The organism is Neorhizobium sp. DAR64860/K0K1 (genome assembly GCF_050500205.1).
Taxonomy (GTDB): domain Bacteria; phylum Pseudomonadota; class Alphaproteobacteria; order Rhizobiales; family Rhizobiaceae; genus Neorhizobium; species Neorhizobium soli.
In genome coordinates this window covers 2,111,198-2,134,465 of the sequence record NZ_CP191459.1, presented here as the reverse complement: position 1 = coordinate 2,134,465, position 23,268 = coordinate 2,111,198, and the positions used below count along the sequence as shown (strand labels likewise).

The following is a 23,268-nucleotide window of genomic DNA, read 5'->3' as shown; positions in this document are numbered from 1 at the left end:
ATGGCGATTGAACGCACGTTTTCGATGATCAAGCCGGACGCAACGAAGCGCAACCTGACCGGCGCCATCACCAAGGTATTTGAAGACAACGGCCTGCGCATCATCGCATCCAAGCGCGTCTGGATGAGCAAGCGCGAAGCTGAAGGCTTCTACGCCGTTCACAAGGAACGTCCTTTCTTCGGCGAACTCGTCGACGGCATGACGTCTGGCCCAACCATCGTTCAGGTTCTCGAAGGCGAAGGCGCCATCCTGAAGAACCGCGAAATCATGGGCGCGACCAACCCGGCCAATGCCGACGAAGGCACGATCCGCAAGCAGTTCGCCCTGTCGATCGGCGAAAATTCGGTTCACGGTTCGGATGCTCCGGAAACCGCTGCCCAGGAAATCGCTTACTGGTTCGCCGAAACCGAAATCGTCGGCTGATTGCTGACGGATCGGTTCGATCTACAAAAGGTCGGGGCATTCGCTCCGGCCTTTTTTGCTGTCTGCGGCAAGGTCATGGAGTCGCCGGGCAGCCGGTTCGCCCGGAGAAGTCGGTCGAGCCATCGGCCTTGAACATGTCGGGGTTGGGTGTGTAGGCCGGGCCGACGACCAGCGGTGCCGCCGGTATCACAGACTGATCGACATCCGACGTCACGGTGGTTTCGATCACCTGCAGCACCTCGCCGGACGCGCCTGTCAGCGTGATGGCCACGCGGTAGGGCCTGTCCTTCCGGACGCACTGGACGAACGGGCTGGCAAGCGTGAGCACATCGTCGACATCGAAAACTTTCTCTTCGGTGAAAAACGCCGGTCCGCCCTGCGGATCTTCGAATTCCGCTCTGGCGCGGCTTTCCTTAGGGGTGGCGGCGACCTTTCGAAGCGTGACGAGGTAGTTAGCGGTAGCCACCCGGTAGTTGAAGACGAAAATCCGGCCGGACAGTTCGAAATACACGCCTTCCGACGGTCGCTGGCAGCCAGTCACAATCAGGCCCATCATGCAGAGCCCGGCTGATATCGCTGCCCTCCACATCATGACGGGTCTCCAGCCGAAGGTCCGCCATCGCGGCTGCGGCGATAGTGGCGGTTCGCCTTCACGCGGTTGCCGCAGGCGGTCATGTCGCACCAGCTTCTGCTGCGGTTGCGGCTTCGGTCGATAAACAGCCAGCCGCAATTGCGGCAGGTCTTTAGGCGGGAAATCTGATCGTCGCCGAGAAGCCGCAGGGCCGAGCGGGCGGTGGCAGCCTCGAGCGAGCCGGTGCCGATTCCGCGCAACGCCACAGCCGCCGCGCCAAGCAGATCCGCCAGTTTGTGCGGGTCATCCTCGCCATCCGCTCGAGCACGGAAATACCGGTCGATCGCCTCCCGAAGCACGAGGAAATCGCCGCGTCTTTCCGCGGCGACTGGCGTCACTTCTCCAAACAACGCCCGCTCCGCCGAGAATTCTCCGGCCGCCTCGGGAAAGGCATCCATCTGCTGCGGAGAGGCGAAGCGATCAACGCGGCGTGACGGATCGATGCGCAGGATGACGCTGTTGGCGACATCGAGCGCCAAGGCGCCACCGACGAAACGATGCGGGGTCCAGGTGAAATCCATCCCAGAATTATAACTGGTGTAACGCGGTTTACCAGTTATATTCGTGTCATCCTTTTGGGGTTTGCCGATGGCCTATCTGCTCCAGCAATTGGCGAATGCTGTGCCGCTGTCGGTACTCTACGCAACGCTTGCCTTCGGCTACGTGATCGGCTTTGCGCTGACGAAGCGCGCAGACATCGCCTATGGCGCCATCTTTGCGTTTTCCGGCCATCTCTACATGTTGTTCGCGCAGCTCGGCTGGGACGAGTTCTGGCTTGTCCTGCCGACGGCACTGGCGATGGGGGCGGGCGCGGCGATCGTCGGCGGCGTCGCGACCGGGATCGTGGTCGGCGGGCTGACCCTGCGGTTGATCGAAAGGCATGCGCGCAACGCGCCGATCGTCGCCGCGCTGGGCGTGCTGCTGGTGCTGATGGAGGGCGCTCGGCTTGCCTCCGGCTCCCGGGAGATCTGGCTGTCGCCGTTTCTGAACCGTGCCGTTCCGCTCTGGGCGGGTCACAGTTTCGCAATAACCCTGACGCTGATCCAGTTGCTTAATACCGGCCTGATGCTGGCAATGATCGCGGCCGGCTGGCTGGTAATTGATCATACAAGCCTCGGGCGCATCTGGCGGGCGGTGGCCGACGACAAGATTGTGGCCCAACTCTGCGGCATCAGTTCCCGTCTGGTATTCGTCCTCGCCTACGCGGCAGCATCTCTGTACGCCTCCGTCGCAGGCGTGTTGGCGACCTCGTATTACGGAACGATGGACTTCGGCGCCGGGTTGCTGATCAGCATCAAGATCGTCCTGATTGCTGCAGCCGGAGGCCATTCGCATCCGCTGCGGTCGGCAGCCGGTGCCGCCGCTGTCGGTTTCGCCGAAACACTGTGGAGCGTTACGGTCCGATCCTGTGGCGGGACTTCGCCATCGGCCTTGTGCTGGTTGCGGTTCTCGTCATGAGCCGTCGGGAAAGGGTGGTCCTGTAAACCTCAGCGCCAACGGTCGCGTGCGGTATCGTCGGCGTCTTTGGCATCGACCCAGGACCGGGGCGAACCGTCAGCCGCGTGTTCCTTTTTCCAGAACGGCGCCGATGTCTTCAGAAAATCCATCACGAAATTGGCGCCGTCGAAGGCTGCCTGGCGATGCGAGGCGACGGCAATGACCAGGACGATGTTGGCACCGGGGGCAATCTTGCCGTAGCGATGGATGGCGGTCAGTCCGAGAAGCGAAAAGCGGTCGATGGCAAGAAGGGCGATGCGGTTCATCTCGGCTTCCGCCATGCCCGGATAATGCTCGAGCTCCAGCGCCGAGAGCGCTCCCTGCTCGTCGCGGCAAAGACCGCTAAAGCTGACCACCGCGCCGATATCCATGCGGCCGGCAGTGAGGAGATCGATCTCCGATTGCAGATCGAAATCGTCGGTCTGGACGCGGATCGTGGGCATCGTCATCAGATTGTCTTCCGTTTACCCGCCTGTCATTGGGGGGAAAATGCCGATCTCGCGTGCTCCGGCGATCTTTTCAAAATGCTCCACATGCTCTTGGTCGATCGCGACGCGAATGACCTCGGGATATTGCAGCGCGTTCTCGTATTCCTCGCCGAGCGTCTTCAGATGATTGAGGAGATCACGCGCGGTAAGGACCTCAGGCGGTAGGTCGAGATCTTCCTCGGTTTTGCCGATTCTCTCGCGCACCCAGGCGAAATAGACGAGTTTTGTCATCCCTCGTCATCCACGAGATGCTTGAGACCGGCGCGGAAATAGTCGTAGCCGCTGTAGAAGGTGAGGGCCGCTGCGACCCAGAGAAGGCCGATGCCGATCTGCGTCGTGAACGGCAGGAACTTGTCGCCGGCAGGTCCGGCCAGCAGGAAGGCGATCGACACCATCTGGATCGTCGTCTTCCACTTGGCGATGCGGGTCACCGGCACCGAGACCTTGAGCGCCGCCAGATATTCACGCAGGCCCGAGACGAGAATTTCGCGGCAGAGAATTGTGATCGCGGCCCAGAGCGACCAGCCGGCAATCGTCTGATCGGCGGCAAGCAGCAGCAGCACGGCGGCGACCAGCAACTTGTCGGCGATCGGATCGAGCATGCGGCCGATATTCGACGTCTGGTTCCAGATCCTCGCAAGATAGCCATCCAGATAGTCGGTCAGCGACGCCACGACGAAGATCCAGAATCCGGCCCAGCGGGCAAAATCCGAGCTTTCCAGCTTTCCTTCGATGAAGAAGCACAGAACGATCACCGGTACGGCAAGGATGCGCGCATAGGTCAGAAGATTGGGAATGTTGTACGCGCGGGAAGCCATGATGGACCTGTGCTTGAGGGTTGCCTCTAGTTGAGGTTTCGAGACGCCAGCGTCAACAGTTTTCGCGGCTTTTTTACAGTTGGTTGAGATGCATACGCTGTTTTGATGACCCATGCATGTCGTTCATCGTCATCCACTTCGGCTTTCGTGGAAGTGATTATAGACCTGTTTTGCCACCGCTTCGGAGATTCCTTCGACCGCCATCAGATCGTTGAGACCTGCGCGGGACACGGCCTTTGCGGTGCCGAAATGCTGCAGCAGCTTGCGCTTTCGGCCCGGCCCGATGCCCGCGATTTCGTCGAGCGGGTTCTTGATCATTTCCTTTTTGCGCCGGGCCCGGTGCGAGCCGATCGCGAACCGGTGCGCTTCGTCGCGCATGCGCTGGACGAAGTAGAGGACGGGATCGCGTGGCGGCAGAGAAAAATCGCTGCGGCCATCGGCAAAGAAGCGTTCGCGGCCGGCATCGCGGTCGACACCTTTGGCCACCCCGATCGCCGTCACCACGTCTCGGATGCCAAGTTCGTCGAGGATGGTGCGCACAGCCGTCATCTGGCCCTGGCCGCCATCAATCAGGATGACATCGGGCCAGGCCGGAAACGCGGCATCGTTGATGTCGTCGCTGGTCGCCTCGACGGGTTTCGGCGTCGAGATGCTGCGATCAGGAATGCCTTCTTCCTTGATCAGTCGCGAGAAGCGCCGGGTCATGACCTCGCGCATCATGCCGAAGTCGTCGCCGGGGGTGATGTCGGTCGATTTGATGTTGAACTTGCGGTACTGGCCCTTCACGAACCCTTCCGGACCCGCGACGACCATGCCGCCGACGGCATTGGTCCCCATCATATGCGAGTTGTCGTAGATCTCGATGCGCCGGGGCTGGTAGGGCAGGCTGAAGGTTTCGGCGAGACCCTTGAGAAGGCGCGCCTGCGACGACGTTTCGGCCAGCTTGCGGCCATGTGCTTCGCGCGCATTGGCAGCGACGTGATCGACGAGATCGCGCTTTTCCCCACGCTGCGGCACTAGGATCGAGACCCTGTGTCCCGCCTTTTCGGAAAACGCGAGCGCCAGCAGTTCCTGCTCCTCGACCGTTTCCGACAGCAGGATCTGCTTGGGAACCGGCTTGTCGTCATAGAACTGCGCGAGAAACGCGTTGAGAACCTCCGCTCCCGCCATCTGCGGATCGGCCTTCGGGAAATAGGCGCGGTTGCCCCAGTTCTGGCCGGTGCGGAAGAAGAACACCTGGATGCAGGTAAGCCCGCCTTCGTGTTGGATGGCGAAGATATCGGCTTCCTCGACGCCGGCCGGATTGATGCCCTGGTGGCTCTGGACGTGGCTGAGCGCTGCCAGCCGATCGCGATAGATTGCGGCGCGCTCGAAATCCATGTCTTCGGAGGCTTCCGACATCTGCCTGGCGATGACGGTCTTCACGTTCTGGCTCTGGCCCGAAAGAAAGTCCGAGGCTTCCTTGACGAGCTCGGCATAGCCCTCGTCGCTGACTTCATGGGTGCAGGGGCCGGAACAGCGTTTGATCTGATAAAGAAGACAGGGACGCGTGCGGCTCTCGAACACGCTGTCTGTGCAGGTGCGCAGCAGGAACGCACGCTGTAGCGAGTTGATCGTGCGGCCGACGGCAGACGCCGATGCGAACGGTCCGAAATACTGGCCTTTGCGGGCGCGGGCGCCTCTGTGTTTCATCAGGGCAGGGGCACGGTGATCGCCGCTGATGAGAATGTATGGGAACGACTTGTCGTCGCGCAGCAGAACGTTGAACCGCGGACGTAGCCGCTTGATGAGGTTCGCTTCAAGCAGCAGCGCCTCGGTCTCCGTCCGCGTCGTGACGAATTCCATATGCGTGGTTTCGCGCACCATGCGGGTGAGGCGGTTGGAATGCAGTCGGCCCTGCGCATAATTGCTGACGCGTTTCTTGAGGCTCTTCGCCTTGCCGACATACATCACGTCGCCGGCCTCGTTGAACATCCGGTAGACGCCCGGCGCGTTCGGAAGGTGCTTGACGAACTCGGCGATCAGGTCGGCGCCCTTGAGGCCCGTGTCGTGGCGGACAGCCTCGTTCCAGTCGATGGACGTGGTGATAGCCGCAGCGACCGCTTCCGGTGCCAGGGCATCGTCGTCGTCTTCTTCGTTTCCGTCATAAAGAACGCCGCCATCGGGCACATTCTTCGCGTTCATCGCATGTCTCCGCCGGCAGAATCAGTTCAGACGACTATTTCTGCGGGCTCATCTCGTCTTTGTGATCATCCAACCCGAAGAAATCGGCGACTCGGGGCTGAAGCTGTTCGCCAACAGATAGTGTTTTGCCGGCAGCTTTGGAAGCGTGCCACCACGCCTGCATTTCTCTCTCAGCAGACGTGCTCGCGGGGTCCTGGAAGCGAATACGGCAGGAATTCGGCCTCGTTTCGACCGGAAATGACGATTTGCAAGTAGGAGTTCTGCAGGATGCTGTGATGACGTTGACGCGTTGCTCGGCTAAATTTGAGTTAAACTCGAATAAAGGAGGCTAAATCTCGCGCCTCTTGGAGTCGTGATATGTATCGAGGCTGTTTGACAGCGTTTGTTCGCAATGTTAAGAAACGGTCAAGAAATGTAAAATGCTCTATAGTGCGATTAACGTCTCATTATCCTTAACGATATACCTGTGGCGTTGAAGCAACATCGAAATTTAGCCGTCTAGCTGCCACAAACAATTCACATTTCGGCTCTTTCAATTCCTCAATTGCCCCCCAAATTCGTCCTCAGCCAGCAGGGAACAAAGCTGTCGTCAACTCTGTTGATGTGACACTTGCCCGGCAGCCTACAGCGCCGATACCCGAAAGGGTGCGCAGGGACGTTGTAGCAATTAGGAATACTCGTGTCGGACCTTCCGAAACCCGAAGTGGTTTTTGAGCCGATGCGCCAAACGGAGAAAAAGGTATGCGTATTCTCGTCGCGACTCTGATGGCCTCGGCTGCCAGCTTTATTGCAATTTCCTCGGCCAGCGCTGCTGACGCCGTCGACCAGATCCCTGCAGCTCCTATGGCTGTTGAAGAAGTCGCACCGGCCGCTACGTGGCAGGGCTTCTACCTCGGCGCCACCGGTTCCTACGACTGGGGCCGTTTCGGCGGTGGCGACTACAATGCCAAGGGTGCAGGCGGCGGTGCTTACACCGGTTACAACTGGCAGAGCGGCCAGGTTGTGTACGGTATCGAAGCTGACGTCGGCTACAACGGCCAGGACGGCAGAACGTCCGGCGGTTACCGTGGCGAAGCTGGCTGGGACGGTTCGGTCCGCGGCCGCGTCGGTTACGACCTCAACCCCTTCCTGATCTACGGTACGGCTGGTGTCGCGCTGCAGAACAACGAACTCAAGGATGCAACGTCGTCTGACGACAAGACATCCGTTGGTTACACGGTCGGCGTCGGTGCTGAAGCATTCGTCACCAGCAACATCACGACCCGTATCGAATATCGCTACACGGACTTCGCAGCCAAGGACTACAGCCTCGACAGCGGCAACGTCTCCAAGGGCTTCGACGATCACAGCGTTAAGGTCGGTATCGGCGTAAAGTTCTAATAAGAACAACAAAAAGCCGGGAGCGTTTCCCGGCTTCTCATCTAAAAGCCCGTTGTCACCAACGGGCTTTTTTCATGCGTGGTTTTCGGTCGGTATAAAGGTCAGTCCATCTGGATATTGGCGTTCTTGACGACCGGGGTCCATTTTGCGAGTTCGGCTGTCACGTGTTTGCCGAGTTCCTCCGGGGTAGACCCGACGATCTTGGCGCTGAAATCCTTCATCCTCGCGACAACTGCCGGGTCCTGTAGCGCCTTGTTGGCGGCGTCGTTCAGTTTTGCGACCACTTCAGGCGGCGTGCCGGCCGGTGCGAACAGGGCGTTCCAGGTGTAGGTCTCGTAACCCGGTACCGTCTCGGCAATCGTCGGCACGTCCGGGAAAGAAGCTGCCCGCTCGGCAGTGGTGACGCCCAGTGCCTTCAGAGTTCCCGCCTTGATATGCGGAGACGAGGAGGGCAGGTTGTCGAACATGATCGAGATCTGGTTGCCGATCAGGTCGTTGAGGGCAGGACCCGCGCCCTTGTAAGGAACATGCTCCATCTTGACGCCGGTCATTGCCTTGAACAATTCGCCCGAGAGATGCAGGGGCGTGCCGTTGCCAGACGACGCGTAAGAATATTTCTCCGGCTCCTTCTTGAGGAGCTCCACCAGTTCCGCCACCGTGTTGACCGGCAGTTTCGGATTGATGACCAGAACGTTCGGCACGATGACCAGTAGCGAGACAGGCGCAAAATCCTTCTCGGGGTCGTAGGGCTTCTGCTTCAGGATCAGCGGGTTGAGCGCGTGGGTCGCAACCGTGCCCATCAGGATCGTGTAACCGTCCGGCTCCGCACGCGCGACGCGGTCGGCCCCAAGATTGCCGCCGGCACCGGCGACGTTTTCAACCACGATCTGCTGGCCGAGGATATCGCCCATCTTCTGCGCAACGACTCGACCGACAACATCCGTCGATCCGCCGGCTGCGAACGGCACGACGAGGGTGATCGTCTGGTCGGGAAACGACTGGGCCGCAGCCCCGGTGGCTGACAGTCCCATTGACATCAGGGACAGGGCCGAGCCTGCAAGGGCTACGGAAAGGCGCAGGGCGGTTCGCCGCGTCAACGCTGATCGCTTCATGAAATTCCTCCGAATTGCTTCAAACGGCCTCCCGCCGTTCTCGTCATAGTAGCGGAGGAAAACCGGAGGGCAAGCGTTTCAATTGCTTGTGCAAATGGGAGAAGGTCTCGAACGACCGGCAGGTTGTGCCAGGATCCGCGGCAACCCAAGAGTTCTAGGGCGGCCGCGGATCTCATTCGTTTCAGGCGTAGGGCTTCATTTCCATATACGCCGGAAAGCGCTTGGAGAACGTGTCAGGCCAGGAGGCGAGTTCCGGACGACCTTCGGCCCACTGGCCGTTAAAGCGCAGGTCGAGATAACCGATCATAGCGGCAAGCGCGAAATGGCCACCATGCAGCTTCTTGCCGGTCTTCGGCAGGTTCTTTTCCAGATAGTCCAGCCCGCGCACCACCTTGTCCCACTGCTTGTCGATCCAGGGCTGGTGGACCTTTTCCTCCTCGCGCGAGCGACGCTCGTAGACGATCGCGAGAAGGCTATCGGTAATGCCGTCGCAGAGCGCTTCGAGCACTTCCGCCTCGGTCCGCTTCACGTCCTTCTTCGGGTAAAGCTTGCCGCCGGAGTGACGATCGAGGAAGTGCATGATCGCGACGCTGTCATAGACCGGCGGCTCGTTCTTGCGGATCAGAACCGGGATCTTCCCGAGCGGATTGTTGTCGATGAGTTCGGGAGGCGCCGCATTCGTGTCGGTCTTTTCTTCGGTCACGTCGAGACCGAGATGGCGGGCGGCCATGCGAACCTTGACGGAGTAGGGCGAGGCCGGGGAGTGGAGGATCTTCATCGGTATGTCCTTGTTCTGATATCGAGGGCCGCTGGTGTCATCTTGAGCAAGCGGATGTCAGCGGGCCGGAGGAAGCGTAACCTGGCCAATCCGGCAGCCGCGGCGGTCGACCTCCGCACAATCGCGAAACTGTAGGTCCTTGCTAAGGCAGATACGAATTTCATCGAGCTTTTCACCTTCGCAGCTCGCAGCGATACCGCGGCGGGAAAGACCCGGGTTGGCGGACATGAAGGCCTGCTCGATGGCATCAGGGGAAAGCTTGAGCGGGCTTTGCCCGCCAGCAAGGTCCGCCGGAAGTTTGACGTGCTCAAAAGCCTTACGGACAGTGTCGAAATAGGTTGGCTGGTCGAGGCCGGTGCAGCTTCCATGCTTGCGCCACTGGTGACCGATCAGACCCATCGACGGCATGATGTCGAACAGCTTTTCACCAAGCTGGCGCGGCACGCGATCGGGTTCCGACGAGCGGCAGAAATCCGGGAAGCCGGTTTCGTATTGCGGCCAGAGCCCGTGTACGACGAAGCGGAAACGCTTGTCGGTGCCGCATTGCTGCCGGTTGCGGCCTCCGTCATCGGATGCGCAGAAGGTTGGCGACCAGGACAGAGAGAGGACGTAGAAATCGAAAGCGCCCGCACGGTCCTCGGAGCCTTGCTGACCCCGGTTGCGCTGCCGCTCCTGCGCCGTCGACGCAGTAGTGAAGGCGAGAAGGACGACGAGGCCTGCAAGGGCGGCGAACAAGCGTTTCATGGTGGGCGGCCTCCAGTCGCGCCGCACCATGAAAGGGATGCGCCGACGGGTCAAGCCTCGGCGTCGGTGTGTTCACCTCTTATCCAGAAGCATCGCTGCGAGGCGTAACGATCCTGTGCCAGCGCCGTCTTAATCGCGGGCAGGATCGTATGCAGCTCATCCTTGAGCGTGAAAGGCGGGTTGACGATGACGAGGCCCGAGCCGTTCAGGCCGACAAGATCGCGGTCGCTTTTCACGGTCAGCTCGACGCAGAGCATTTTGGGGATATCCAGCGCGTTCAGCTGCTCGTGGAAGTCCTTGATCGGCGCGCCCTTCTTCATCGGGTACCAGAGGCAATAGGTGCCGCCTGAAAACTTGCGATAGGCGTTGGCAAGACCCCTGACCATCCGGTCGTATTCGCCTTCTTCCTCGAAAGGCGGATCGATCAGCACGATGCCGCGCTTTTCCTTCGGCGGCAGATGCGCCCCGAGCGCCAGCCAGCCGTCGAGTTCGGTCACACGTGCCTGGTAGTCGCCTTCGAACAGGCGCGACAGGCGGGCAAAGTCTTCCGGATGCAGCTCCATTGCCGAGAGACGGTCCTGCGGGCGAAACAGCATGCGCGCGAGTTTCGGCGAGCCGGGATAGAACTTGACGCCACCCTTCGGGTTCAGTTCCTTCACGGCACCGAGATAGGGCGCAAGGATTTCGGCCACTTCGGGAGAAAACTCGGCATCGACCAGCTTGCCGATGCCGTCGAGCCATTCGCCGGTCTTCTGCGCTTCTTCGGAGGATAAGTCGTAAAGCCCGATGCCCGCATGCGTATCGAGGAAGCGGAACGCCTTGTCCTTGTTCTGTGCATAGAGAACGAGCCGCGACAGGACGGCGTGCTTGAGGACGTCGGCGAAATTGCCTGCGTGGTAGATGTGCCGATAGTTCATCTCAGCTTGTGTCTCGCTTGAATAAAATTGATGCGCTGCAAATGGCCCTTTTTGCAGCCGTCGCCATGCCATATAGAAAAGCCATGAACGTTGCGACCCCCATTCCCGAAAGCCCTGTCGTCGGTCACACTTCCGTCGGCCATACCGTCTGTCCGCATGACTGTCCGAGCGCCTGCGCGCTGGATGTCGATCTGACCGCGGATGGCAGGATCGGTCGTGTCCGCGGCTCGTCCGACAACAGCTACACGGCCGGCGTCATCTGCGCCAAGGTCGCGCGCTATACAGAGCGCATCTATCATCCCGGCCGCCTGATGGTGCCACAGCGCCGCATGGGTGCCAAGGGAGAAGGGCTCTGGCAGGAGATCTCCTGGGACGCGGCGCTTGACGAGATCGCCGACGCTTTCGTCAAGGCCGAAGCGAAGCACGGATCCGAAGCGGTCTGGCCCTATTTCTATGCGGGAACCATGGGGCAGGTGCAGCGCGATTCGATCGAGCGCCTGCGCCACGCCAAGAAATATTCCGGCTTCATGGGCACGATCTGCACCAACATGGCCTGGACCGGCTATGTGATGGGCACAGGCGCCCTGCGCGGCCCCGATCCGCGCGAGATCGCGAAATCCGATTGCGTCGTGATCTGGGGCACCAATGCGGTCTCCACCCAGGTCAATGTGATGACCCATGCGATCAAGGCCCGCAAACAGCGCGGCGCCAAGATCGTCGTCATCGACATCTACGACAATCCGACAATGAAACAGGCCGACGTCAAGCTGGTGTTGCGCCCCGGCACCGATGCGGCACTCGCCTGCGCCGTGATGCATGTCGCCTTCCGTGACGGCTATGCCGACCGTGCCTATATGGCGAAATATGCCGATGATCCGGCAGGGCTTGAAGCACATCTGAAAAGCCGCACGCCGGAATGGGCGTCGGCGATAACAGGCCTCACGGTCGAGGAAATCGAGGGGTTCGCCAAACTCGTCGGCACCACGCCGAAGAGTTTCTTCCGTTTGGGCTACGGCTTCTCACGCCAGCGCAACGGTACGGCGGCGATGCATGCGGCGCTGTCGATCGCGACCGTGCTGGGCTCCTGGAAGCATGAGGGCGGTGGCGCCTTCCACAACAACGGCGAGATATATCGGTTCAACAAGGCCGAGCTGATGGGCACGGCCTACAAGGATCCGGCCATCCGCATGCTCGACCAGTCGCAGATCGGCCGCGTCCTGACCGGCGACGCTGAAGCTCTGCGCCATCGCGGACCGGTGACGGCGCTGCTGATCCAGAACACCAACCCGATGAACGTTGCGCCGGAACAGCGCCTCGTGCGCGACGGCTTTCTGCGCGACGATCTTTTCACCGCCGTCCACGAGCAGTTCATGACCGATACGGCCAAGGTTGCCGATATCGTTCTGCCCGCGACCATGTTCCTCGAGCATGACGACCTTTATCGCGGCGGCGGGCATCAGCATATCCTGCTCGGCCCGAAACTGGTCGAACCACCGGCAACCGTGCGCACCAACCTCTTCGTCATCGAGGAACTGGCCAAGCGTCTGGGCGTCGACGGGTTTGCCGGCTTCGGCATGGACGAACGCACGCATATCGATCGTATCCTGACTGCCAGCGGCTGGGGTTCCTATGACGCGCTGAAGGCCGACAAGTGGATCGATGCGCAACCGGATTTCGACACCTCCCATTACATCAAGGGGTTCGGCTATCCGGACGGCAAATTCCGCTTCAGCCCCGACTGGATCAACGGCCCATCGCCGGATCGGACACCCGATAGCGTCGGTCCGCTGGGGCCGCATGCCCGGTTGCCGCGTTTTCCCGATCATGTCGATGTGATTGAGACGGCCGACGCCGAGCATCCGTTCCGCCTCGCGACCTCGCCGTCGCGCAGCTTCCTCAATTCGTCCTTTGCCGAGACCAAGAGCTCGGTGGAGAAGGAAGGCCGGCCGGACGTGATGATCGATCCGACCGACGCCGCACGTCTGGGCATCGTCGACGGCGATATCGTGACGCTCGGCAACCGTCGGGGCGAGATCCGTCTGCATGCGAGACTCGTGGCCGGCGCAAAACCCGGCGTGCTGATCGCCGAAGGACTGTGGCCCAACGACGCGCATCTCGACGGCGAGGGGATCAACGTCCTCACCGGCGCCGATCCGGTGGCGCCTTTCGGAGGTGCTGCCGTGCACGACAACAAGGTCTGGCTACGCAGGGAAATCGCATGAGCGACGTGAATGACCGGGTGAAGATCGTCAGCGATACGACGCTGTCGCAGGGCTGGACGCGGCTTTCCGATTATCAACTCGACTATACCGATCGCAACGGCGAGACGCAGCGGATCAAGCGCGAGGTTTTCCATCGCACGCCGGCCGCCTGCATCCTGCTGCACGACCGTGAACGCGATATCGTGGTCCTCGTCAAACAGTTCCGGCTGCCCGCGCATCTCATCGGCGAGCCGTCCTTCATGATCGAGGTCCCGGCCGGCCTTCTTGATGGCGAAGACGCCGAAGACGCGATCCGCCGCGAGGCGATGGAGGAAACCGGCTACCGGATCCGCGACGTGCGTTTCGTCTTCAAGGCACTGACGTCGCCGGGCTCCGTGACGGAGGTCATCCACTTCTTCCACGCCTCGATCGATCTTTCCGACCGGATCAACGAGGGTGGCGGGCTCGCCGACGAGCACGAGGATATAGAAGTGCTTGAGCTTCCGCTCGACAAGGCCGTCACGATGATCACCGACGGCGAGATCATCGATGCCAAGACAATCATGCTGCTGCAGTGGGCCGTGCTTAACCGGGCGGCGCTTTAGGCCCGCATGAGGCTGCACCCGGCCGACGGGGCTGCCGCGATCAACTGCTTGTCGAGCGTTGCGAGTTCGAGGTTTTCCTCGAGCGACAGCGCAAGATAGGCGGCGTCGTAGGCGGATAGCTGGTACCGTGTCGCAAGGTCGAGAATAACGCCGTCATCCTCGACAGCGACCGTCGATATGTTGAGCTTGCGCAGCTTCGCCAAGCCTTCGAGGACGAGGTCGAACGAGATGCGCTGACGCCTGTATGCGACCATCAGCACGTTCCGCACTTCGTACCAGAGCAGTTGTGGCGCGATTGCCTCGGAAGTCTGCAGGCGAGCAAAGGCTGCATCTGCGATTGGATGACGTTCGTCTGGAAGGATCCAGCTGCAAACCACGGATGCGTCTGCAACGAATGCCGTCACTATCGGCGACCTTCCTTTTTCCACTCAACGATTTCCTCGGCAGTTGCCGACGGCATCCTGTCGCGGAAAGCGATGATGTCTTCGATCACTGCCCGCCGCCGCGCGAGTTGTTCTTCGGTGAACTCAGCATTCATACCGGGCGTGGCCGCGATCGGGCTGAGCCGCGCGACGGGTGTTTCGCCACGCGCAATCACCACCTCCTGGCCGGCTTCGACGAGGGGCAGGAGCTCGGAAAGTTCGGTTTTCGCATCACCCAGCTTGACCGTGATCGTCATCTCACACCTCCGGTTCAATCCAAGGTAGTCCGCGCCAAGCCGGTCGTCAAATGGCTGGTCGTTGGGAGGGATGCATCGCTTCCATGTCGGGGAACAATTGCCAGAGACCTCCCGTTAGACTGGTTCCATTGCCAGAAGAAGGGATGCAAAGATGACCATGATCACCACCCGCGACGGAACGCAGCTTTATGTCAAGGACTGGGGTCCGAAGACCGGCCGTCCCGTTATCATGATGCACGGTTGGCCGCTGACGTCGGACACTTGGGACGACTTCGCGGTGGTGGCAGCAGACGCCGGTTTCCGCGCCATTTCCTATGACCGACGCGGGTTCGGCCGCTCAGAGCAGCCGTGGGACGGGTACGAGTACGATACGCTGGCCGATGATCTCGCCGATGTCATCGAAGCGACCGGCGCTAAGGATGCCGCGCTGTTCGGCTTTTCCATGGGCGGCGGCGAGGTTGCCCGCTACATGTCGCGCCACGGCGGCAAGGGCGTCTCGAAGGCCGCACTGATCGCCTCGGTCGTGCCCTACATGTTGCAGACGGCCGACAACCCCAAGGGTGTGCCGCAATCCGTGTTCGACGAGATGACGGCCGGCATGAAGGAAGACCGCGCGCATTTCTTCCAAGGCTTCCTGAAGAGCTTCTACGGCGTCGGCGTCTTCACCGGTTCGGTGAGCGAGGCCGTGCTCGACTGGTCGTTCCAGCAGACGATGATGGCGGGTCTGCGGCCAACGCTTGCTTGCGCAAAGGCCTTCTCCTCGACGGATTTCCGCCCGGACCTGCCGAGCTTCAAGGTGCCGACGCTGATCATCCACGGAACAGGTGACCAGACCGTGCCGATCGAGACGTCCGGCCGTGCCGCCGCTGCCGCGATCCCCGGCGCGACGCTGATCGAATACGACGGCGCGCCACACGGGCTGTTTGCCTCGAACAAGCAGCAGCTGACGGACGACCTGATGGCGTTCCTGCGTAGCTAAGTGATGAACGCTGCACGCCGGATGGGTATCGCCGGCGTGCGGCGCGGAAGTGTACTAACCCTCTGGGTCGAATTTTGCCCTGCCGGCCTTGAGGCTGACGCCTCCCGTTGCCAGAAGCGCAAGCGCTTCCGGGTAAAGCCGGTGTTCGACGGTCAGTACCCGTGCGGCGAGCGTATCAGGCGTGTCGTCGATATGAACGGGCACGCAGTCCTGCGCGACAATCGGGCCTTCGTCCATGCCTTCGGTCACGAAATGCACAGTGCAACCGGCGACCCTCATCCCGGCATCGAGCGCGCGCTGATGCGTGTGCAAGCCCGGAAACAACGGCAGGATTGATGGGTGGATGTTGAGCATCCGGCCCTCGTAGCGGGAAATGAACTCTCCCGAAATCAGCCGCATATAACCCGCAAGACAGATAATATCCGGCTGAATACCCGATAGAGCCGCCAGGATCGCCGCCTCGTGCTCAGCCTTGCCGGCATAGGACTTGCGCTCGAAGGCGAGTGTCTGGATGCCGCGCGCCTCAGCCTTCGCAAGCCCGCCGGCTTGCGGTTTGTCGGAGATGACGGCAACGATTTCGGCCGGGAAGCCTGGATCTTCACAGGCGTCCGCCAGCGACAGCATGTTGGAGCCGCCGCCGGAAATGAACACGACGACGCGCTTCTTCTGCACGCTGGCGAGTGCTTCGCTCATAGACCGAGCGTGCCCTTGTAGACGACGCCTGCTTCGCCATCTGCACGGTCGATCATGCGGCCGAGCGGGACGACGATTTCGCCTTCGCGGGTGAGCACATCCGTCACCGTCTGCGCATTTTCAGCCGAAACGACGACGATCATGCCGATGCCGCAGTTGAACGTGCGCAGCATTTCCTTCGGCTCGACGCCGCCGGTCTTTGCCAGCCACGAGAACACGGGCGGAACAGGGATCGAGTCGAGATCGACTTCAGCCGCCAGGTTCTTTGGCAGCACGCGCGGAATGTTTTCCGGAAAGCCGCCGCCGGTAATGTGGGCAAGCGCCTTCAGGGCCCCGGTTTCGCGGATCGCCTTCAACAGCGGCTTTACATAGATGCGGGTTGGCGTCAAAAGCGCTTCGCCGAGCGACTTGCCGTCAAAGAACGGCGCGGGCGCATCCCAGCCAAGGCCTGAGATCGAGACGATCTTGCGCACCAGCGAGAAACCGTTGGAATGCACGCCCGAGGAGGTGAGGCCGAGAATGACGTCGCCGGCGGCCAGGTCGCCGACCGGTAGAAGCTGGCCACGTTCGGCAGCGCCCACTGCAAAGCCGGCAAGATCGTAATCGCCATCGGAATACATGCCCGGCATTTCCGCCGTCTCGCCGCCGATCAGCGCGCAGCCTGCATCGACGCAGCCCGCAGCGATCCCCTTGACGATGGCAGCGCCCTGGTCCGGATCAAGCTTGCCGGTGGCAAAGTAGTCAAGAAACAGCAGCGGCTCTGCGCCCTGCACGACGAGGTCGTTGACGCACATGGCGACGAGATCGATGCCGACCGTGTCGTGGAAATTGGCATCGATCGCGATTTTCAACTTGGTGCCGACGCCGTCATTGGCAGCCACCAGGATCGGATCGGTAAAGCCTGCAGCTTTCAGGTCGAACAGGCCGCCGAAGCCACCGATTTCGCCGTCTGCGCCGGGACGGCGGGTTGAGCGTACCGCCGGCTTGATCTTCTCGACCATCAGGTTGCCTGCGTCGATATCGACGCCGGCATCGCTATAGGTGAGACCGTTCTTGCCCGTCTCGCTCATCGTAATTCTCCGTTGGGACATGCCGCGCGAACCGAAGATCGAGACCTTTCGGCGTGGTGCGGCTGCGCAAAAATCTCCGGCCCGCCATTGCATGACAAGGCGGAGGATGCAAGCAGAAGCGTGGGCTTTCAAGGCTTTTCACAGGCCCGGCCTCCGGCGACGCGGCGAAGTCGATGCCGATCTTGACCTTACCCGGTCCGGGCTCATATGCGTGATACCGGGAATGCAGTGCAAAAAGGACGTAAAGATGCCCTATCATATCAGCGGAGCGAGCCTTCGCCGCCATGTCTTCTTCTGGGCAGCCGTTCTTTTCATCTTCGCGCTGTTTCTGTGGTTTTTCAGCTCCATCCTTCTTCCCTTCGTCGCAGGCATGGCGCTCGCCTATTTCCTCGATCCTGTCGCAGACTGGCTGCAGCGCCGCGGACTGAGCCGGATGATGGCTTCCGTGCTGATCCTGGTCTCGTTCGTCACGGTGTTCGCGCTGTCGCTGATGCTGGTCATCCCGATCATCGTCACCCAGTTCACCCAGTTCGCCGCCGCTTTGCCCGGTTACATCACCCAGTTGCAGCAGATCATTTCGAACCCGGAGAACTCGTTCCTGCCGAGCTGGGTCTCCAGCCAGATCGAGACCGTCAAACAGAATTTCTCGGAAGTGCTGAGCCAGGGCGCCGGCTTCATCGGTACCCTGTTTGCGCAGATCTGGAACTCCGGCAAGGCGATCGTCGACGTCGTGTCGCTCCTGATCGTTACCCCGGTCGTCGCCTTCTATCTGCTGCTCGACTGGGACCGGATGGTGTCGAAAGTCGATAGCTGGATCCCGCGCGATCAGGTCCAGACGGTGCGCGATATCGCCCGCGACATGGATGGATCCGTCGCCGGCTTTATTCGCGGGCAGGGATCGCTCTGCCTCATCCTCGGCATCTACTATGCAGTCGGTCTGTCGCTGGTGGGCCTGAATTTCGGCCTGCTGATCGGCTTCGTCGCCGGCATGATCTCGTTTATTCCCTATATCGGCTCGATGATCGGTCTGATCATGGCGATCGGTGTGGCGCTCGTACAGTTCTGGCCGGACTATCTGTGGATCATGGCGGTCGCTGCCGTGTTCTTTTCCGGCCAGTTCCTGGAAGGCAATATCCTGCAGCCGAAGCTGGTCGGCGAAAGCGTTGGTCTGCATCCGGTCTGGCTGATGTTTGCGCTGTTTGCCTTCGGTGCCATGTTCGGCTTTGTCGGTCTTCTTCTGGCCGTGCCGGCGGCGGCGGTCGTCGGCGTGCTTGTCCGGTTCGCGATCTCACGGTATCTTGACAGCGATCTCTATTACGGCCGATCGGTAGATCTGCCGTGGGAAGGGGCGCCACAGGCCGTGGTCAATGAAAATACCGGCATGCAGCGTCTCGATGCTCCCAAGAGCGACCAGAAAGACATCTGAAAAGCGAATGACCGGATCGAGCGAACGCGACCAGCGCAGAAGCGAACAGCTTCCGCTGCAATTCACCCATGATTCCGCGCAGAGCCGGGATGATCTCCTGGTCTCCGAACGGCTGGCCGCCGCCGTCTCTATCGTCGACGAGTGGCCGGCCTGGCCATCGCCGGTCGTGATCCTTGCGGGTCCCGTCGGTTCCGGCAAGTCGCATCTCGCCCATATCTGGCGGGAGCGGGCAGGGGCTGCCGAGATCCATCCGATCTCGGGTTCGAATGCAGCAACTGTCGCAGCGGATGGGCCGGTGCTGTTTGAGGACGCCGATCGGCGCGACTTCGACGAGACCACGCTTTTCCACGTCATCAATGCCGTGCGCCAGCATGGCCGCACTTTGTTGATGACATCGCGGCTGTGGCCCATGTCCTGGTCCGTGACGCTGCCGGACCTCAAATCACGGCTGAAGGCTGCGACCGTGGTGGAAATCGGCGAGCCCGATGAGGAATTGCTGGCGCAGGTCATGGTAAAACTGTTTGCCGACCGTCAGCTTTATATTGATGACAAACTTCTCAGTTACATCGTCACCAGGATGGAGCGATCCCTGGGCGCTGCGCAGACCATCGTCGACCGGCTTGACCGGTTGGCATTGGCGCGCGGGACCCGGATCACCCGTCCTCTGGCAACCGAAGTCCTCAAGGATTTCGGCAGTGCCGTACCGAATGATTAGCAACGTCTGCGCCGGCAATTGACTATGACGGTCGCGTCGTCAAACGTATCGCACGGCCCCACGCATACCGGTTATGGGGCTGGCTCTGGGATGGATGAAGATGGAATCGATGACGACCGAGATTGAGCAGCCCAAAAAGGGCGAGGCAGCCAGCAGGGACGAAGCGGCGGATGTGGGCGAGGCGCTGCTTTCCAGCCCCGAGCGGTTCATCAACCGCGAGTTTTCCTGGCTGCAGTTCAACCGCCGCGTTCTCGAGGAAACGCTGAACGCGTCGCATCCGCTTCTGGAACGCATCCGCTTCCTGTCGATCTCGGCTGCAAACCTCGACGAATTCTTCATGGTGCGCGTTGCCGGTCTTGAGGGGCAGGTCCGTCAGGGGATCGTCATCAAGAGCCCCGATGGCAAGACGCCGGCAGAACAGCTGGATGCGATCCTGCAGGAAATCGACAATCTGCAGATGGAGCAGCAGGCCTCGCTCGCCGTGTTACAGCAGTATCTGGCGCAGGAAGAGATTCTGATCGTCCGTCCGGCAGCACTTTCGGACGAAGACCGTAACTGGCTGTCCGGGACGTTCGACGACGAACTGTTCCCGATCCTGACACCGCTTTCGATCGATCCGGCGCATCCGTTCCCGTTCATCCCCAATCTTGGCTTCTCGATGGGGCTGCAATTGCACAGCCTGAACGGCAAGGAGCCGATGACGGGTCTTCTGCGCCTGCCGACGACGCTTGACCGCTTCATCCGTCTGCCCGACGACGCAAACACGATCCGCTACATCACGCTCGAAGATGCGGTCGCCATGTTTACCGACCGGCTCTTCCCCGGTTACGAGGTCAAGGGCGGCGGTACGTTCCGCATCATCCGCGACAGCGATCTCGAGGTCGAGGAAGAAGCTGAGGATCTGGTGCGCTTCTTCGAGACTGCGCTCAAGCGCCGCCGCCGCGGCAAGGTCATCCGCATCGAGACCGATTCGGAAATGCCGGCGGAACTGCGCCAGTTTGTGGTGCAGGAACTCGGCGTTCCGGACAACCGCGTCGCGGTCTTGCCGGGTCTTCTGGCACTCAACACGCTGTCGGAAATCACCAAGGCGCCGCGCGACGATCTGCGGTTCGAAAGCTACAACGCCCGATTTCCCGAACGCGTCCGCGAACACGCCGGAGACTGCCTCGCCGCCATCCGCGAAAAGGACATGGTGGTCCACCACCCGTACGAGAGTTTCGACGTTGTGGTGCAGTTTCTTCTTCAGGCAGCCCGTGACCCCGACGTCCTCGCCATCAAGCAGACCCTCTACAGAACCTCCAACGACAGCCCCATCGTCCGAGCCCTGATCGATGCGGCCGAGGCCGGCAAGTCGGTGACGGCGCTGGTCGAGTTGAAGGCACGCTTCGACGAAGAGGCCAACATCCGCTGGGCGCGAGACCTGGAGCGAGCTGGCGTGCAGGTCGTGTTCGGCTTTATCGAGCTCAAGACACATTCGAAGATGTCGATGGTCGTGCGCCGTGAGGACGGCAAGCTGAGAACCTACTGCCACCTTGGTACCGGCAACTACCATCCGATCACCGCAAAGATCTACACGGACCTTTCCTTCTTCACCTGCAACCCGAAGATCGCCCACGACATGGCGAATATCTTCAACTTTATCACCGGTTACGGCGAGCCGAAGGAAAGCACCAAGATCGCCATGTCGCCCTACACGCTGCGACCGCGCATTCTCAAACACATCGAGGAAGAGATCGCGCACGCGAAGGCGGGAGCTCCGGCTGCGATCTGGATGAAGATGAATTCACTGGTCGATCCCGAGATTATCGACGCGCTCTATCGCGCCAGCCGCGCCGGCGTCGAAATCGATCTGGTCATCCGCGGCATCTGCTGCCTGCGCCCGCAGGTACCCGGTCTTTCCGACAATATCCGCGTCAAATCGATCGTCGGGCGCTTCCTCGAACACAGCCGCATCTTCTGCTTCGGCAACGGTTACGGCCTGCCTTCGGACAAGGCTTTGCTCTACATCGGGTCCGCCGACATGATGCCCCGCAACCTCGATCGCCGCGTCGAAACGCTGGTGCCGCTGCTCAATCCGACCGTGCACGAGCAGGTTCTTTCACAGATCATGCTGGGCAATCTCATTGACAATCAACAGAGCTACGAGATATTGGCGGACGGTACGTCAAGGCGCATGGAAGTGCGCAAGGGTGAAGAACCGTTCAACGCGCAGCATTATTTCATGACCAATCCTAGCCTCTCGGGGCGTGGTGAAGCCCTGAAATCCAGCGCTCCGAAACTGATTGCCGGCGTCATGTCCGGACGCAAAAAGTAGCCGGCAAGAACAGTCAAGAAATAGGCAGCATGGTACGATCTGAAGCTCAAGGGCGCCTGCCTGGCATCGCCCCTGTTTCCGTCATCGACATTGGCTCGAACTCGGTTCGCGTGGTGATTTACGAAGGCCTGACCAGGGCACCGACCGTTCTCTTCAACGAGAAGGTTCTGTGCGGTCTTGGCAAGGGGCTCGGCTCGAACGGCCGGATGGACGACGAGGGCGTGTTGCGCGCGCTCGCCGCTCTCAGACGGTTCAAGGCGCTGTCCGACCAGGCGCAGGCGACGGAAATCTACGTCCTTGCAACAGCCGCCGCCCGCGAAGCCTCCAACGGCCCTGATTTCATCGCCAAGGCGGAGGAAATCCTCGGCCAGGAAATCCAGCTCCTGTCCGGCGAGGAAGAAGCCAAATATTCGGCGCTCGGCGTCATCAGCGGCTTTCACGAGGTCGACGGCGTCGCCGGTGATCTTGGTGGCGGATCGCTTGAACTGATCGACATCAAGGGACACGAGTTCGGCAAGGGGATCACCCTGCCTCTCGGCGGCCTGCGGCTGTCGGAATCGTCAGGTGGTTCCATTTCCAAGGCGCGGACTTTTGCCCGCAAGCAGGTCAATACCGCCCGCTTTCTGGAAAAGGGCGAGGGCCGCACCTTCTATGCGGTCGGCGGCACGTGGCGCAACATCGCCAAGCTGCACATGGAAATCACCAAATATCCGCTGCACATGATGCAGGGCTACGAGCTGACCTTCGAGGAAATCCAGAAATTTCTCGAAGACGTGATCGATGCCAAGGATTCCAAGGATCCTGCCTGGCAGGCCGTCTCGAAAAGCCGTCGTTCGCTTCTGCCCTTCGGCGCCGTGGCCCTGCAGGAAGTGCTCTCCGTCATGAAGCCGTCGGTCGTCAGCTTTTCGGCGCAGGGCGTGCGGGAAGGCTATCTCTATCATCTGATGCCGGATGAGGAAAAGCAGGCCGATCCGCTGGTCGTGGCTGCCGATCAACTCGCCATCTTGCGCGCGCGTTCGCCCGAACATGCGCGCGAGCTTGCCGATTGGACCGGCCGCATGGTGCCGTTCTTCGGCATTACCGAGACCGAGGAAGAAAGCCGCTATCGCAGGGCTGCCTGCCTGCTGGCCGATATCAGCTGGCGTGCGCATCCCGATTACCGCGGCGCCCAGGCACTTAACGTCATCGCCCACTCGTCCTTCGTCGGCATTACCCATGCGGGCCGCGCCTACCTGGCGCTCGCCAACTACTACCGGTTCGAGGGTTTGAGCGACGACGGTGCCACCGGTCCGCTCTCGACGATCGCGACACCGCGGCTTCTTGAGCTCGCCAAACTGCTCGGCGGGCTTTTGCGGGTCGTCTATCTGTTCTCGGCCTCGATGCCCGGCATCGTCAATAACCTGACTTTCCGCCAGTCGAGTTCGCCCGATCTCGACATGGAATTCGTCGTTCCGCACGCTTACCGCAACTTCGCTGGGGAGCGGCTGGAAGGTCGGCTGCAGCAGCTTGCCAAGCTGACCGGCAAGAAGCTCGCCTTCGTGTTCGAATAGCAGCTGTTGCGAGAACAGATGCATCAGATCTAGACGGTTGCAACTGATCGAGCTTCGGCTTATC

General features: G+C 60.9%; 23 protein-coding genes and 1 pseudogene. 10 read left to right on the top strand and 14 right to left on the bottom strand.

Annotated elements, in window-relative coordinates:
• The gene (ndk, locus tag ACQY1J_RS14990) at nt 1–423 is read left to right on the top strand and encodes a nucleoside-diphosphate kinase (protein ID WP_062453319.1); all 423 of its coding nucleotides are present in this window, start codon (nt 1–3) and stop codon (nt 421–423) included.
• Nucleotides 424–496: 73 nt separating this feature from the next.
• Here ndk and ACQY1J_RS14985 read toward each other — a convergent pair whose 3' ends face one another.
• Nucleotides 497–1,012 carry a hypothetical protein gene (locus ACQY1J_RS14985; protein ID WP_430251950.1) on the bottom strand — a complete coding sequence of 172 codons (516 nt, stop codon included), beginning with the start codon at nt 1,010–1,012 and terminating at the stop codon, nt 497–499.
• On the bottom strand, nt 1,012–1,575 hold the full coding sequence (locus ACQY1J_RS14980; RefSeq protein ID WP_430250217.1) for a CGNR zinc finger domain-containing protein: 564 nt from the start codon (nt 1,573–1,575) through the stop codon (nt 1,012–1,014). The genes ACQY1J_RS14985 and ACQY1J_RS14980 overlap by 1 nt, the downstream gene beginning before the upstream one ends.
• Nucleotides 1,576–1,642: 67 nt before the next feature.
• Between ACQY1J_RS14980 and ACQY1J_RS14975 the strand changes: the two are divergent.
• A pseudogene (locus ACQY1J_RS14975) lies at nt 1,643–2,538 on the top strand (branched-chain amino acid ABC transporter permease).
• A gap of 3 nt (nt 2,539–2,541) precedes the next feature.
• Here ACQY1J_RS14975 and ACQY1J_RS14970 read toward each other — a convergent pair.
• From ACQY1J_RS14970 to uvrC, 4 genes are all read right to left on the bottom strand, one after another.
• Nucleotides 2,542–3,000 (bottom strand): molybdenum cofactor biosynthesis protein MoaE, encoded by a 459-nt coding sequence (locus ACQY1J_RS14970; protein WP_062579902.1) that lies wholly within the window; start codon nt 2,998–3,000, stop codon nt 2,542–2,544.
• Nucleotides 3,001–3,015: 15 nt separating this feature from the next.
• Nucleotides 3,016–3,270 (bottom strand): molybdopterin converting factor subunit 1, encoded by a 255-nt coding sequence (gene moaD / locus ACQY1J_RS14965; protein ID WP_184654879.1) that lies wholly within the window; start codon nt 3,268–3,270, stop codon nt 3,016–3,018.
• Entirely contained in the window at nt 3,267–3,857 is a 591-nt protein-coding gene (pgsA, locus tag ACQY1J_RS14960; RefSeq protein WP_062453313.1) for a CDP-diacylglycerol--glycerol-3-phosphate 3-phosphatidyltransferase, read from the bottom strand. The genes moaD and pgsA overlap by 4 nt, the downstream gene beginning before the upstream one ends.
• Before the next feature lie 129 nt (nt 3,858–3,986).
• Nucleotides 3,987–6,041 carry an excinuclease ABC subunit UvrC gene (gene uvrC, locus ACQY1J_RS14955; RefSeq protein ID WP_430250216.1) on the bottom strand — a complete coding sequence of 685 codons (2,055 nt, stop codon included), beginning with the start codon at nt 6,039–6,041 and terminating at the stop codon, nt 3,987–3,989.
• Between the two features lie 741 nt (nt 6,042–6,782).
• Here uvrC and ACQY1J_RS14950 point away from each other — a divergent pair.
• On the top strand, nt 6,783–7,421 hold the full coding sequence (locus ACQY1J_RS14950; protein WP_062453311.1) for an outer membrane protein: 639 nt from the start codon (nt 6,783–6,785) through the stop codon (nt 7,419–7,421).
• Between the two features lie 101 nt (nt 7,422–7,522).
• Here the strand turns inward: ACQY1J_RS14950 and ACQY1J_RS14945 are convergent, their stop codons facing one another.
• The 4 genes from ACQY1J_RS14945 to ACQY1J_RS14930 all read right to left on the bottom strand — a co-directional run bounded on the left by ACQY1J_RS14945 (nt 7,523) and on the right by ACQY1J_RS14930 (nt 10,972).
• The gene (locus ACQY1J_RS14945; RefSeq protein WP_430250215.1) at nt 7,523–8,533 is read right to left on the bottom strand and encodes a Bug family tripartite tricarboxylate transporter substrate binding protein; all 1,011 of its coding nucleotides are present in this window, start codon (nt 8,531–8,533) and stop codon (nt 7,523–7,525) included.
• Nucleotides 8,534–8,714: 181 nt separating this feature from the next.
• Nucleotides 8,715–9,311: a glutathione S-transferase family protein gene (locus tag ACQY1J_RS14940; RefSeq protein ID WP_062453309.1), complete on the bottom strand. Its 597-nt coding sequence runs from the start codon at nt 9,309–9,311 to the stop codon at nt 8,715–8,717.
• A gap of 57 nt (nt 9,312–9,368) precedes the next feature.
• On the bottom strand, nt 9,369–10,055 hold the full coding sequence (locus tag ACQY1J_RS14935; protein ID WP_430250214.1) for a ribonuclease T2 family protein: 687 nt from the start codon (nt 10,053–10,055) through the stop codon (nt 9,369–9,371).
• Between the two features lie 50 nt (nt 10,056–10,105).
• Nucleotides 10,106–10,972 (bottom strand): 23S rRNA (adenine(2030)-N(6))-methyltransferase RlmJ, encoded by an 867-nt coding sequence (locus ACQY1J_RS14930; RefSeq protein WP_062579910.1) that lies wholly within the window; start codon nt 10,970–10,972, stop codon nt 10,106–10,108.
• Nucleotides 10,973–11,055: 83 nt separating this feature from the next.
• Between ACQY1J_RS14930 and ACQY1J_RS14925 the strand changes: the two genes are divergently transcribed.
• On the top strand, nt 11,056–13,194 hold the full coding sequence (locus tag ACQY1J_RS14925) for a molybdopterin-containing oxidoreductase family protein (RefSeq protein WP_430250213.1): 2,139 nt from the start codon (nt 11,056–11,058) through the stop codon (nt 13,192–13,194).
• Nucleotides 13,191–13,778: an NUDIX domain-containing protein gene (locus ACQY1J_RS14920; protein ID WP_092661914.1), complete on the top strand. Its 588-nt coding sequence runs from the start codon at nt 13,191–13,193 to the stop codon at nt 13,776–13,778. The genes ACQY1J_RS14925 and ACQY1J_RS14920 overlap by 4 nt, the downstream gene beginning before the upstream one ends.
• Here ACQY1J_RS14920 and ACQY1J_RS14915 read toward each other — a convergent pair.
• Nucleotides 13,775–14,182: a type II toxin-antitoxin system VapC family toxin gene (locus ACQY1J_RS14915; protein ID WP_430250212.1), complete on the bottom strand. Its 408-nt coding sequence runs from the start codon at nt 14,180–14,182 to the stop codon at nt 13,775–13,777. The genes ACQY1J_RS14920 and ACQY1J_RS14915 overlap by 4 nt on opposite strands.
• Entirely contained in the window at nt 14,182–14,457 is a 276-nt protein-coding gene (locus ACQY1J_RS14910; RefSeq protein WP_062453303.1) for a type II toxin-antitoxin system Phd/YefM family antitoxin, read from the bottom strand. The genes ACQY1J_RS14915 and ACQY1J_RS14910 overlap by 1 nt, the downstream gene beginning before the upstream one ends.
• A 151-nt stretch (nt 14,458–14,608) precedes the next feature.
• Between ACQY1J_RS14910 and ACQY1J_RS14905 the strand changes: the two genes are divergently transcribed.
• Nucleotides 14,609–15,436, top strand: coding sequence for an alpha/beta fold hydrolase (locus ACQY1J_RS14905; RefSeq protein ID WP_430250211.1), 828 nt, complete (start codon nt 14,609–14,611; stop codon nt 15,434–15,436).
• A gap of 54 nt (nt 15,437–15,490) precedes the next feature.
• Here ACQY1J_RS14905 and purN read toward each other — a convergent pair whose 3' ends face one another.
• Both purN and purM read right to left on the bottom strand, forming a co-directional pair.
• The gene (gene purN, locus ACQY1J_RS14900; RefSeq protein ID WP_113111071.1) at nt 15,491–16,129 is read right to left on the bottom strand and encodes a phosphoribosylglycinamide formyltransferase; all 639 of its coding nucleotides are present in this window, start codon (nt 16,127–16,129) and stop codon (nt 15,491–15,493) included.
• A complete protein-coding gene (gene purM, locus ACQY1J_RS14895) occupies nt 16,126–17,199 on the bottom strand; it encodes a phosphoribosylformylglycinamidine cyclo-ligase (RefSeq protein WP_430250210.1) in 1,074 nt (357 codons plus the stop codon). Before purM ends, purN begins: the two co-directional genes overlap by 4 nt.
• Nucleotides 17,200–17,446: 247 nt before the next feature.
• Here purM and ACQY1J_RS14890 point away from each other — a divergent pair, with 247 nt between their 5' ends.
• The 4 genes from ACQY1J_RS14890 (at nt 17,447) to ppx (ending at nt 23,204) form a co-directional block, all read left to right on the top strand.
• Nucleotides 17,447–18,625, top strand: a complete 1,179-nt coding sequence (locus ACQY1J_RS14890) for an AI-2E family transporter (protein ID WP_062453299.1) — start codon at nt 17,447–17,449, stop codon at nt 18,623–18,625.
• A 7-nt stretch (nt 18,626–18,632) separates the two neighbouring features.
• Nucleotides 18,633–19,340, top strand: a complete 708-nt coding sequence (gene hdaA, locus ACQY1J_RS14885; RefSeq protein WP_192086746.1) for a DnaA regulatory inactivator HdaA — start codon at nt 18,633–18,635, stop codon at nt 19,338–19,340.
• 100 nt (nt 19,341–19,440) lie between these two features.
• A complete protein-coding gene (locus ACQY1J_RS14880; RefSeq protein ID WP_430250209.1) occupies nt 19,441–21,654 on the top strand; it encodes an RNA degradosome polyphosphate kinase in 2,214 nt (737 codons plus the stop codon).
• A gap of 29 nt (nt 21,655–21,683) precedes the next feature.
• Nucleotides 21,684–23,204 carry an exopolyphosphatase gene (ppx, locus tag ACQY1J_RS14875; RefSeq protein WP_062579928.1) on the top strand — a complete coding sequence of 507 codons (1,521 nt, stop codon included), beginning with the start codon at nt 21,684–21,686 and terminating at the stop codon, nt 23,202–23,204.
• Nucleotides 23,205–23,268 lie beyond the last annotated feature (64 nt).